General features: G+C 56.0%; 10 protein-coding genes and 1 pseudogene. 4 read left to right on the forward strand and 7 right to left on the reverse strand.

Features of this window, described 5'->3' with window-relative positions; all coding sequences use genetic code 11:
* Positions 1–23 precede the first annotated feature (23 nt).
* From foxA to uxuA, 5 genes are all read right to left on the reverse strand, one after another.
* Positions 24–2132, reverse strand: coding sequence for a ferrioxamine B receptor FoxA (gene foxA / locus ABLV11_RS09290; protein ID WP_348855289.1), 2109 nt, complete (start codon positions 2130–2132; stop codon positions 24–26).
* A gap of 121 nt (positions 2133–2253) precedes the next feature.
* Positions 2254–3243 carry a helix-turn-helix transcriptional regulator gene (locus ABLV11_RS09295; protein WP_004110814.1) on the reverse strand — a complete coding sequence of 330 codons (990 nt, stop codon included), beginning with the start codon at positions 3241–3243 and terminating at the stop codon, positions 2254–2256.
* 161 nt (positions 3244–3404) lie between these two features.
* Complete coding sequence (uxuR, locus tag ABLV11_RS09300) at positions 3405–4181, reverse strand: Uxu operon transcriptional regulator (protein WP_017146569.1); 777 nt, start codon at positions 4179–4181, stop codon at positions 3405–3407.
* Positions 4182–4316: 135 nt separating this feature from the next.
* Entirely contained in the window at positions 4317–5792 is a 1476-nt protein-coding gene (locus tag ABLV11_RS09305; protein WP_126488541.1) for a fructuronate reductase, read from the reverse strand.
* A 74-nt stretch (positions 5793–5866) separates the two neighbouring features.
* A complete protein-coding gene (uxuA, locus tag ABLV11_RS09310; protein WP_004099225.1) occupies positions 5867–7051 on the reverse strand; it encodes a mannonate dehydratase in 1185 nt (394 codons plus the stop codon).
* A 581-nt stretch (positions 7052–7632) separates the two neighbouring features.
* Here uxuA and ABLV11_RS09315 point away from each other — a divergent pair.
* From ABLV11_RS09315 to ABLV11_RS09330, 4 genes and pseudogenes are all read left to right on the forward strand, one after another.
* Complete coding sequence (locus ABLV11_RS09315; RefSeq protein ID WP_004110819.1) at positions 7633–7890, forward strand: YjhX family toxin; 258 nt, start codon at positions 7633–7635, stop codon at positions 7888–7890.
* Positions 7891–7900: 10 nt separating this feature from the next.
* Complete coding sequence (locus tag ABLV11_RS09320; protein WP_126488543.1) at positions 7901–8452, forward strand: N-acetyltransferase; 552 nt, start codon at positions 7901–7903, stop codon at positions 8450–8452.
* Between the two features lie 113 nt (positions 8453–8565).
* Positions 8566–9000 (forward strand): annotated as a pseudogene (locus tag ABLV11_RS09325) (class I SAM-dependent methyltransferase); the annotation flags it as partial.
* Between the two features lie 333 nt (positions 9001–9333).
* Complete coding sequence (locus ABLV11_RS09330) at positions 9334–10098, forward strand: class I SAM-dependent methyltransferase (protein WP_224227635.1); 765 nt, start codon at positions 9334–9336, stop codon at positions 10096–10098.
* A gap of 45 nt (positions 10099–10143) precedes the next feature.
* On the opposite strand, the gene ABLV11_RS09335 is transcribed toward ABLV11_RS09330, so the two are convergent.
* Entirely contained in the window at positions 10144–11307 is a 1164-nt protein-coding gene (locus tag ABLV11_RS09335; RefSeq protein ID WP_024273763.1) for an MFS transporter, read from the reverse strand.
* A gap of 17 nt (positions 11308–11324) precedes the next feature.
* Positions 11325–12602 carry a hypothetical protein gene (locus ABLV11_RS09340; RefSeq protein WP_024273764.1) on the reverse strand — a complete coding sequence of 426 codons (1278 nt, stop codon included), beginning with the start codon at positions 12600–12602 and terminating at the stop codon, positions 11325–11327.
* Positions 12603–12734: the final 132 nt, after the last annotated feature.

A 12734-nucleotide genomic window follows, 5' to 3' on the forward strand; every position in this document is an offset into this window, starting at 1 on the left:
AAACTCCGGGCTTTTTAGCACGATCAGAACTTCCAGGAGACGCTGCCGACGATACTGCGCTCTGCGCCAAAGTAGCAGTATGAGAGCGAGTTACAGGCGGCAACGTAGCTCTTATCGGTCAGATTATTGACGTTCAGCTGCGCGCTAAGGCCTTTAATCCCGACCTGCGACAGGTCATAGCCAATCGTCATATCCACCAGCGTATAGGATGGAAGGGTATGCGTATTCAAGCGGTCGCTGGTAATACCGTTGACGTAGCGCACGCCGGAACCCAGCGTCAGACCATCCAGCGGGCCGCTTTTCACATCATAGCTCAGCCAGGCGCTGGCCTGATTGCGCGGGGCGTAAACGGCACGCTTGCCTTGCTCTTCCGGGCTGCTTTTCTTATAGCGGATGTCGGTGTAGGTATAGGCCGCCTGCAGACGGAGGCTGTCGGTTAGCTGACTGATGGCCTCCAGCTCCACCCCTTTCGACTCAATTTCGCCAATCGAGCGGTACGGATCGGTCGGCTCTTCTTTGGTGGCGATATTGGTCTGATTGATGCGGAATACCGAGGCGCTGAACTGGCTGTTCATTCCTTCTGGCTCATACTTCAGCCCGGCTTCCCACTGCTTGCCTTTCATCGGATCGAGCACGTTGCCGTTTTCGTCGGCGAAGCTGGTGGGCGTAAAGGCGGTAGAGTAGCTGATGTACGGGGCAAACCCGTTGTCGAACAGATACAGCAGGGCGGCGCGGGTGCTGAAATTGTTCTTATCCAGATCGCTGCGCGTTTGATTCAGCTTATCGATATTCGACACGCTGACCTGGTCGTAGCGCCCGCCCAGGGTGAAGCGCCAGCGGTCCCAGGACATCTGGTCCTGAAGATAGTAGCCGGTCTGGCACAGCTTGTGTTTTTCACGGCTGTACATGGTGATGTAATCCGGCTTCGCGCCGTAGACCGGATTAAACGCGTCGATGGCCGGGAATGCGCCATAGTAGCCGGTGGTGGTGTTGCTGCGATCCTGATAGTCAATGCCTATCAGCAGGCGATGGTTCACGGCCCAGGTATCGACGCTGCCGTCGAGCTGGTTATCGAGAGTGATGGCGTTCATCTTTTCGTCCGAGCCGGAGTAACCGCGGTTCAGTTCGGTTTCGTTCAGCCAGCCCGCGGCATAGACCTGATTCAGCTCGACTTTGGTATGCAGGTAGCGCAGCTTCTGCCGCACCGACCAGCCGTTATCAAACATATGCTCGAAATTGTAGCCGACCATATTTTCACGGCGGTCGTACTTGTCGTAATCATCTTCACCTTCGAAGAAGGTGTTAGCAATTTTCTTGCCGTAGTGCGGTACCACGGTACCTTCATAGGGGAGACCCGAGTGGCTGCCGCCCTCCGGATCGCGATGCAGATAGGCCATTAAATCAAGGCGCGTCTGGTCGGTGATGCGCCAGGTCAGGCTGGGCATAATCGCGTAGCGCTGCTCTTTCAAGGTATCAAACTGGGAGTCCGCATAGCGGGTCATGCCGCTTAATCGCGCCGCCACCCGATCGTTATCGTCCAGCGCGCCGGTGACGTCAAACGCTGCCCCGCGCTGGTTGTTATTACCGGCAAACAGCTTGATTTCCCCTCCGGGATCGAAAGAGGGCTTACGCGAGGTGAGGGCGACGATGCCGCCGGGCGAAGAGCGACCATACAGCACCGAGGCCGGGCCGCGCACCACTTCGATATTCTCCAGGAACCACGGATCGACCACCAGTGAGCTATGGGAGTTGGTATCGCCCATCATTTTCAGGCCGTCAAGATAGACGTTATCCAGGCTGCCATCGGAGAAGCCGCGCAGGACGATATAGTCAAAGCGGTTGGAAGCGCCAATCTGGTTGCTATAAACACCGGGGGTGTAGCTCACGGCCTGACGGACGCTGATCGCTCCCTGCTCTTCAAACTGCTCGCGCGTGATGATGGATACCGATTGCGGGGTCTCAATATCCGGCGTGGCAATTTTGGTCGCGCCGCTTTGCATCTGCGAAGTGACGACGATGGTTTCGTTTTTTGTTGTTTCCTGGGCCAGCAGCGGGAAAGCGACGCCGCCGGTCACCCATCCTACCAGTAGCGCCAGGCGAGTTTTCGCAAACATGAACATCTCCAAAGGCATTTCTAATTGTTAATAAGAATTATTACCTTTTTGAGGCGTTCTATAGCTATGCGCAATGCCAGGATGCGTATGCGCGCTGCCAAAGCGGCGAAACAGACTTCGCGAAAAGGTGAAAAATAGATTAGCCCGTCTTTTGCACGTCGCAGGGGGAGATACCGTAGCGTCGACGAAAGGCGGTAGAGAAATTGGTGGCGTGCTGATAGCCCGACATCCAGGCCGCCTGCTGCACGCTGTACCCCTCCAGCAGATAGCCTCTGGCCCGCGCCAGTCGGCAATCGCGCAGGTAATCAAAAACCGAACAGCCGTAGGCCTGGCGAAACTTACTGCGCAAGCTGCTGGAGCTCATCGCGGCCCGCTGGGCCAGCTCGTTCAGGGTGTAGTCGTTTTCCGGCGCCTGCTCCAGCAGGCGGCGAACTCTCTCCAGGCGCAGCTGCTCGCCGCCCGCCGGGAGGATCTGCTTCGCGCTTTCATCCTGGCACACGCTCAGACCATGGCCGAACAGCTGCAGGATCAGCCCCTCCAGCATCAGTTGCCGGGAAACGCGGCCCGGCGCGCTCTGCTGGGCATATTGCAGGCCGCTCAGCAGAAAACCCGGTATCTGCCAGATGAGCGTTGGCGTCTGGCATCTTTCCCATTCGCGCATTAATGAAGCAAGCAGTCCGTCGCGCCAGGCGCCGTCCGGGTAGAGTCCAAGGGAGAGCGTGCGGAGCCTGCTGTTGGCATCGTGACGGGCGCACATGGCCTGATGTTCGCTAAGGCGTGAGGTGAACGCCATCCCGGAACGCACAAGGTGCTGCTCGCCGTTGAGAGTCAGGGAAACGCTGCCTTCCAGCACCACCAGCATATAGAGAGGGCTGCTATGGCGGGAGGTGGTTTCATAGGGCTGCAATACGTGAACATCTGAGTGGGTGATGCACATCCCGCAGGGCAGCGTCATCTCTTCCACTTCACCTTGCAGCACCGGGCTGGCGTGCGAGGGCTCCGGCGTTTGCAGCAGCGGAAAGCGATAGTCGATACCATAGCGTTCACCAAACGCCATAAACTCGCTGACGGAGAAGGTTCTTCTCAGCGCCTGGCGGGCCGGCTCGTTCTGCCCAGGAGTATTGTTCATGCGGTTTTCTGCACTGGAGATGAGGCTTCATCGGATGAGGTAACCTTACCATTGTGCGGGCAGGGCGACAATAAAGATGAGAATGATTATCAGTGTTTGCATTGAATGCTGCGGTTACTGCAGAACGGCGCGCGGATAGCTGCTATCCGCGCGCGGGAGAGTCAGGCGTCGGCGTTATCCAACGGCCAGGAGTCAAACAGGTAGCCGTCGAAGTAAATATCATCGACGTTGGAGAACTCCAGCAGACGGCGTTTAACATTTTCCAGATGCTGCCACATGGCGAGTTTTGCCGCCCGGGCGTCTTTTTTGATTAAGGCGGCAAGGATCCGTTTATGATCCACCAGCCACTCCTCGCGGTAGTGAGTGTCGCCGAGATGGCGGTGCAGCTGGATCCACATGGGATTATTTTCCCGCCACTGCCATGACTGGCGGAACAGTTCTACCAGCATACTGTTGTGCGTCGCTTCGGCGATGGCCAGATGAAACTGCATATCGCCGCTTTCGGAACCGCCCGGCGCGCTGCTGGCCAGCTCGCGCTCTTCCAGCTGTAAGGCCTGGCGCATTTTGATGATATCTTCCCGGGTTGCCTGCAGGGCGGCAAATTCGGCGATATTGCTTTCCAGCAGTTGGCGGGCCTGCAGCAGCTCAAATGGACCGGCATCATTACAATGCTTCATGTCCGCGCTCTCCGCCGCACCTTCCGCCGCGACGTTATCCAGCACATAGATCCCGGCGCCGCGGCGCACTTCGACCAGCCCTTTAATTTCCAGCATGATCAGCGCTTCGCGGACCACGGTACGGGTTACATCCAGCATCTCGGCGATCTCGCGCTCAGGCGGCAGGCGATCGCCAGGGTTATAGGGCGTCTTGACGATGAGATCGCGAATTAACGCGCCGACTTCCTGATAAGGTCTGTGCTGAGAAGTTTGTGATTTCATGGTGTTAAGTTGTGATATGCAGTAGCCCGGTGGTTGACTATAGCATTTGGCCGGCGGGTTGGCATCACTCTCGGCCCGGAGAGGGAAAACGGGTCAACCAAATTATTGTTCAGTTGACCCGTGAAAGAAGGGAGATTACAGACTGGCGCTAACCACCGCCACGCACTCGCGGGCGCCGCGCTCGCACAGCTGTTGATACGCCAGGGTAACCGCGTTGACGAAGTCGCCATTGTCCGGCAGATCGTGGGCAAAGATCCCGCTGATGGCCAGCAGCGCGGCGACGCGCTCCGCGCCCTGATAACGCTGATTAATCTGCTGGATCTCCATTAGCAGCGGGTCGACAACATCAATGGGTTGTCCCTGCTCATCGCTTCCCTGGGTATAGCGCATCCAGCCCGCCACGCCGAGCGCCAGATGGCGCCAGCTGCTGCCGTTTTGCAGATGCAGACGAATTGGGTCAAGCAGGCGCTGCGGCAGCTTCTGGCTACCGTCCATGGCGATCTGCCAGGTGCGGTGACGCAGGGAAGGGTTGCTGAAACGGGCAATCAGCAGCGTGGCGTAGGCCTGAAGATCGGTGCCTTCCGGCATCGAGAGCGTCGGCGCCTGCTCCTGCATCATCAGGGCAAAAGCCGCTTTGCGGTATGCCGGGTTAGTCATGGTGTCGGCGATGGTTTCATAGCCGCCGAGATAGCCGAGATAGGCCAGGAAAGAGTGGCTGCCGTTGAGCATGCGTAGCTTCATCATTTCAAACGGCACGACGTCTTCAACAAACTGCGCGCCGACTTTGTCCCACTCCGGGCGGCCGTTGACGAAGCTATCTTCAATCACCCACTGACGGAACGGTTCACAGGCGATGGCGCACGGATCGTAGACCCCAAGCTGGTCGGCAATCTCCTGTAGGGTTTCAGGCGTTGCCGCGGGCACAATGCGGTCAACCATGGTGCACGGGAAGGTCGCGTGAGCTTCAATCCACGCCGCCAGCGCTGGGTCACGGGCCTGGGCCAGGCCAAGTACCGCCACTTTCGCCACGTGGCCATTCTCGCGAACGTTATCGCAGGACATCACCGTAAAGGCGTTTAGCCCCTCTTCGCGGCGCAGGCGCAGCGCTTCGACGATGTAGCCTATAGCGGATTTCGGCGTCGCCGGATGGGCGAGGTCGTGTTGAATCAGCGGATTATTCAGATCGAGCTGACCGCTGGCCGCATCGGTGCAGTAGCCTTTTTCCGTTACCGTCAGCGAAACGATCGCCGTTTGCGGTCGCGTCATGGCGCGCAGAATGCCGTCACAGCCGTCGATTTCCGGATGCAGCGCCTCTTTCATCGAACCGATAATTTTCAGCGCGGTGCTGTCAGCGCCTTTTTCCGCCACGGTATAAAGCAGCTGCTGATTTTTCAGATTCTCAATCAGGAGGCGGTCGTTGCCCGGCATCAGGTTGACTTCGCAGATGCCCCAGTCGCTATCGCTGGTTTCCAGCAGATGATGGGTATAAAGCGCCTGATGCGCGCGGTGAAATGCGCCGCAGCCCAGATGAACGATGCGGGATTCGAGACGAGAACGATCCCATGCAGGGCGCGTAACCGGCAGGTTGCTGTCGGCAATGGTTGCAGTCATAGCAAACTCCAGAGTGGGCCGCAACAGGCGGCCGAAGAGGAAAAGGCGGAGCCTGCTGCTCCGCCGGTCAGGAATTAGCGGCTAAAAAAAGCGCGCTGGATCGCCAGCTCCACGCCGCGGACTTCGGCCAGCCCTTTCAGGCGACCAATTGCGGAATAGCCGGGGTTGGTTTTCTTTTTCAGATCGTCGAGCATCTGGTGGCCGTGGTCAGGACGCATCGGGATAAGATCCTCTTTACCTTCCGCTTTACGGCGGTGCTCTTCTTCGACAATGGCCTTCACCACTTCATACATGTCCACGTCGCCGTGCAGGTGCGCCGCTTCGTGGAACGTTTTCGGGTTCTCTTCACGTAGCGTAGAGCGCAGGTGGGTGAAGTAAATACGCGGACCGAACTGCTTAATCATATCAACCAGGTCGTTGTCGGCACGTACCCCGTAGGAGCCGGTGCACATGGTAAAGCCGTTCGCCATGCTGTTCACGGTATCGACCATCCACTGCATATCTTCAATCGTTGAGACGATGCGCGGCAGGCCGAGGATCGGACGCGGCGGATCGTCCGGGTGGACCGCCATACGCACGCCAACCTCTTCGGCAACGGGAATAATCGCTTTCAGGAAGACGGCGAAGTTCTCGCGCAGTGCGGCTTTATCGATATCTTTGTAGGTTGCCAGATGCTGGCGGAACTGGTCGAGGGTATATCCTTCTTCCGCGCCCGGCAGACCGGCAATGATGTTACGGGTCAGGCGCGCTTTATCCTCTTCGCTCATGGTGGCGAAGCGCTGATTCGCCTGGGCGACCTCTTCGGCGGTGTAGTCCGCTTCCGCACCCGGACGCTTAAGGATATGCAGCTCAAAGGCGGCAAATTCAATTTGATCGAAACGCAGGGCTTTGGAGCCGTCCGGCAGGACGTATTCCAGGTCGGTACGGGTCCAGTCGAGGACCGGCATAAAGTTGTAGCACACGGTACGAATGCCGCACTGGGCCAGATTGCGTAGGCTCTGCTGATAGTTAGCGATCCACTGCGCGTAGTTGCCGGTATGGGTTTTGATCTCTTCGTGAATCGGTACGCTTTCAACTACCGACCACACCAGCCCGGCTTCTTCCACGATGGCCTTACGCTTGAGGATCTCGTCAACCGTCCACACTTCGCCGTTCGGGATATGGTGCAGGGCGGTGACCACTCCGGTCGCGCCCGCCTGACGGACGTCAGCTAAAGTGACCGGATCGTTAGGGCCATACCAGCGCCATGTCTGTTCCATGCTTAACCTCTTTCACGTTTTGACCTGTTCCAGGCCGCTGCTTTGATGGGAGTGTCGGTTCCGGTCAACCATCGTAACGGAGAGAAACCAGACGATATGGCGTATAAGTTCCTCCAATTGGTCAAACATGTCAACCATAACAGCGAAATTGGTAAACCAAAATGTGATGGAGATTCGCTAATGGCCTGAGTGCTAACCCATCGATATTTTAGACTCGTTGCGTCGCGCGGAGAGATTCTGCTGAAGCTCAGGAGGGCATGAGGTCCCGCGAAGCGGGTCTTTATAAATGGTTAACCAATGGCGTCAACATATCGACCAGATGCGTCAGAAATCCGCTGGGCTTGCAACAGATCACACTTTTTAATTAATACGATTTCCTTATAAAAACTACGTGTTATCATTTCGCTGGTAAATATCTTTTCAACTCTCACCGAGGCTTTGATGCTGGAGAATGTCATCATTAGATAATCAGCTTCCCGACCTTATCAGGCCGGACTGGTTATCGCTGCGCTTAAACTTTACGCGAACACCCGTGGGTGTTGGCTCGTTTTTACGCATGATGATTAACAGGTTTCTTCAGTATGAATCTATCCCGTCAGGAACAACGTACCTTACACGTTCTCGCTAAAGGTGGCCGGATCGCGCATATTCGCGATGCATCAGGCCGCGTAACCTCTGTTGAATGCTACAGCCGCGAAGGGCTCCTGCTCAGCGACTGCACGCTCGCCGTTTTCAAAAAACTCAAAACCAAAAAACTCATTAAGTCCGTCAACGGGCAGCCCTACCGTATCAATACCACCGGGCTGAACAACGTTCGCGCTCAGCTGGACAACCGCTAAGGAGCAACTGATGACAAACCATAACTTCACCTTTCACATCACCTCAGAGCGTGATGCTGATGATATTCGCGAAGTTGAAACCCGGGCCTTCGGCTTTAGCAAAGAGGCCGATCTGGTTGCCGCTTTGCTCAACGATGAAAGTGCTCACCCGAGCTTATCTCTGCTGGCCAAACATAATGGAAAAGCAGTTGGGCATATTTTGTTCACCCTGGCGACGTTCAAAGGGGAGTCTGACTCTCCGATGATGCATATCCTTGCCCCTCTGGCGGTGGTGCCGGAATACCAGGGCATGGGTGTTGGCGGATTACTTATCCAAAGCGGTATTGAGCATCTGAAGGCAATGGGGAGCCTGGCGGTATTCGTTCTGGGACATGCCACTTATTACCCGCGGCATGGCTTTGAACCCTGTGCCGGAGATAAAGGCTATCCGGCGCCTTATCCCATTCCCGAGGAGCATAAAGCCTGCTGGATGCTGCAGCGGCTTTCGTCCCGGCCGCTGGGGATAACCGGTCAGATACAGTGCGCCCGGGCGTTAATGAAACCCGAGCACTGGCGCGAGTAATCAATAAGGAAATGATGATGACAATTAGTACGATTATCAGGGATTCCGCAAACGCAGTTTTGCCGGAGGAGGAGCGCAAAATCCCCTGGGATGAACCGGCGTTTAGCCAGCGTATGCTGGAGAATCATCTGTCGCAGGAGCACGACTGGGCCAGCCGCAGGCTGGCGGTTATCGAACAACAGGTGGCATGGCTTGCCGGGCAGCTGCCCGCCGGCGCGCGCATTCTGGATCTCGGCTGCGGGCCGGGTTTTTATACGCGCCAGCTGGCGGAGCGCGGCTTTTGCTGTACGGGCGTGGATTTTTCTCCGGCGTCGATCGCCTGGGCTCGTCAGCAGGCGCAGGCGGCCAGCCTTGACATTACCTATCACCAGCAGGACGTTCGCCACTACCAGCCGGAAGAACAGTTCGATTTCATTATGATGACCTTCGGTGAACTGAATGTGTTCAGCGCGGCTGAAACCCGGGCGTTGGTTAATCGCTGCGCGCAGTGGCTGGTGGCTGGAGGAAAACTGCTTATCGAAGTTCATACTTATACTGAAGTTAAACGGCAGGGGATGGCTGAACCCAGCTGGCAGCGCTGTCCGCAGGGGCTATTTCTGGATGTACCGCACCTGCTGCTGACGGAGCACGCCTGGGATCCCGCTGCGCAAACCAGCGCAACGCGATTTATGGCGATTGAAGAGAACGGCAACGTGACGCGCTTCGGCAGTCAGATGACCGCCTGGCAGGATGACGCCTGGCTCGACCTGCTGCATACGGCAGGTTTTACCTCAATTATCCGCCCGGATGGGGCGGCATGGCCGGTCAGCGATACTTTTACCGACAAGCTGTACGCGCTGCTGGCCGAAAAAAACGAATCTTATTTTCTTACTACCCACTCAATGAAAGGAATACCAACATTGGATATCCCACGTATTTTTACGATTAGTGAAAGCGCCCACCGCATCCATAACCCGTTTACGCCGGAAAAATACGCCACGCTTGGCCGCGTGCTGCGGATGAAGGCCGGAACGCGGATACTCGACCTTGGCAGCGGATCGGGGGAGATGCTCTGTACCTGGGCGCGCGACCACGGTATTAGCGGCACCGGCGTCGACATGAGCGCGCTGTTCAGCCAGCAGGCTAAGCAGCGGGCAGCAGAGCTCGGGGTTGCCGACCGCGTCACGTTTATCCATCAGGACGCCGCTGGTTATGTGGCCGATGAAAAATGCGACATCGCCGCCTGCGTAGGCGCGACCTGGATTGGCGGCGGCGTAGCCGGGACGATCGAACTGCTGAGTAAAAGTCTCAAGCCCGGAGGCATACTGTTGATTGGCGAACCGTACTGGCGCCGGGTTCCGGCAACGGAAGAGGTCGCGCAAGCCTGTGGCGCCTCTTCGCTCGCCGATTTTCTGACGCTTGCCGATCTGGTTTCCTCATTCGATGCGTCTGGCTATGACCTCGTCGAAATGGTGCTGGCGGACCAGGAGGGCTGGGACCGCTACGAAGCGGCAAAATGGCTCACCATGCGCCGTTGGTTAGAGGACAACCCCGGCGATGAATTTGCGCCAGAAGTTCGGGCGGAGCTGACGATTGCGCCAAAGCGCCATGCGACTTACACGCGTGAATACTTTGGCTGGGGGGTATTTGCGCTGATCAAGCGGTAGTTGAAATCCCCGGCGTAGCAGGCAAGCTATGCCGGGGTATCGCGCTTAATGTTGCGGATGTTCTTTAATAAACAACGTCAGCACGAAGAAAATCGCCACGAAAGCAATAATCAAGTTGAAGCCCAGCGAGACGCCGTAAATCTGAGAAACCTGACCAATCAGCCAGCCTGCAAAGGCTCCGCCCATGCCTGAGGCGACATAGATCAGTCCCATCGTTGAGCCGCTTTTATCGGTGAGTTTTGTCGCCACGGCGGAGGCCGTAGGGAACAGTACCGACATCGCGAAACCAAATACCATAAACAGCCAGACAAACTGGCTGGCAAAGTAGCGGCTGGCAATAATGGCAATCAGCGAGAATAGTGAAAACAGGATCAGCGTTTTGCGATCGCCCAACTTCAGATTGATAAACCCGCCAATAAACCGGCCAACGGTGAACAGCATGGCAAAACTGGATATGACGTAGGCCGCCGTCACAATCTTCTCTTCTGCGGTAGCGCCGACGATATCCAGCGAGCTATAGAAGATAGGGAAAAAGTTCAGAAAAGCCGCTTCCGCAGCAACGTAGAACAGGATAAAACCAATCACCAGCATCAGGCGTTTCTGGCCAAGGATATGCATAAAATCAGAGAGCTGCATATCCATCCCCTGCGCTTTTTCCAACCGCAGACTGCTGAGTACCAGAATGATAATCGCAACAATAATGGCAATTCCGACATAGAACAGGCGCCATGAGACATGATGCGAGAAAAGCTGCTGTAAAATCAGCGGAGTGGCGATCATCCCCACGCCGAACATCGCGTTGGAAACGTTGAACATCATGCCGGCTTTTTCTTTGTAGAAGGTCGGGATGACGGTAATGATGGAGACCAGCATCGAGCCGATACCCAGGCCAACAATCAAATAGAAGCCGAAAAACAGCAGCACGCTGAACGCCAGGCTGGTGCCGACCAGACCAACGGCCATCATCAGCGAGCCAATCAGCATCATGATCTTCAGCCCCTTTTTATCGGTAAAGTAGCCGGTGAGCAGACTGGCGACCAGAAAGCCTATCTGGAAGAACATGATCAACGTGCCTATCTGCCCCATGTTCAGATTGATATCGTGCTGGACCTGCTCAAGAATCAGACCCTTGGTGTTCTGTATGCCGCCAAGAAGGAACATGGTGACGAACAGCAGGAAAAATACTTTCCATTTTTGTTGGTTAGCCATTTTTTTATTTCCCTGTGTTAGCAAGTGGGCTTTTGGTAATGGTGGCCAGCGGCGTCGAAAAGCGACTGTTCCGCCCAGCCGTAGCAGTAATAGAGCAGGTCGTCGCAGTCGCTCTGTTCTGCCGCATCGATGGCTTCCAGTAGTGCCGTCGGGGTCAGGTTCCACATCTGGATGCCGCTGTAAATGAAGGTGCCTGGCTGTGATTTTTCACGCACCAGATTGTTTTGCTGTTTTACAAATTCAATCGGGAAGCCTTCGGCTTTGAACTGTTGATAGCTAATGTTGTAAGGCAGTTTGAACAGGCGCATAAAGGCGCTGAAGGCGCTTTCACGCTGGGCATCATCTTTGGCGAAATGTTCAATGAGTCCCTGCACGTCCGCACCGCCGCCGAGCTTATGGTAGGGGAAGTGCTTGAGTGCTTTAGAATAACGGGTAAGAAACTGATAATCCTGACCTAAAATCCACGAGTAAGCCGGGGGCCAGAGATCGAGCCACAGTTCGCTGCCGCCAGCATCCCGGTCGCTAATGCCGGCCAGCAGATTCTGGACAAAGCGGGAGACGCTATGCTGGCGGAATGCCATCCAGCGCTGCAGAAGTTCATCATTTAATAACGCATCGACGGTCGCATCATACTGGCCGCTGTGCATTTGCGCCGTGAGGGTGGCCAGACGTTGGCGGACCGCATCAGCATTGATGCCTGTCCGATGCATTTCGCGCTGACAGTGCGGGCAGAAGCAGGTGAATAATCCTCTGGGGCTCACGCTCTTTCCTGCCCAGTCGGGGTAGCGGATGCGGTCGATCAGAAACGTCGAATAACCGTACCGGGCCTTAATCGCGCTGAAGGTGTTGATCCATAGTTCAATGACGTCAGGGCCATTAGGGCATAGCCAGTGTTCAACCGGATTGCCGCGAAAATCGATCACCTGATTGTTTTCGATCTGCCCGGCAAAATCGCCGTTGAGAATATTCACCCAGGGGATCACTTTATAAGGGCCGCGATCGGTGGCCTGCTGCAGATCCCGCAGAGGATCGGCGCCCGCAACAATCGTAGGATCAACGCGCTGGTGCAGACGTAGTGGCGGCATATCGAGTTTGACATGCAGCGTGGCGGTACCTTGCACAAACTCATGTTTTGGATTGTGCGGCAGGCGGCCGGTAGGGTAGGGGTTACGTTCAAAAATGGTGTTAACCTCAACAAAGAGGCTATCGACGCCGTTCATTTTGTTAATACGTTCCAGTACTGAATCGACGCCTTCATCAAGAATATCGTGTGGGTGTAGATGGATCCCGGCCATGAGATGCTCCTTTTTTATTCCGGCTGCTGGTTTGTCTTTAAATAAGCTGCGTGTCGGGCATAAATTGAATCGAGGGATGTGAGTTCAACGGGTCGATGCAACGCTATCCTTAATCAAGGGGGGACGTTGCCA

This window comes from Klebsiella sp. GW_Kp181, assembly GCF_040062315.1.
Taxonomy (GTDB): Bacteria; Pseudomonadota; Gammaproteobacteria; order Enterobacterales; family Enterobacteriaceae; genus Klebsiella; species Klebsiella oxytoca.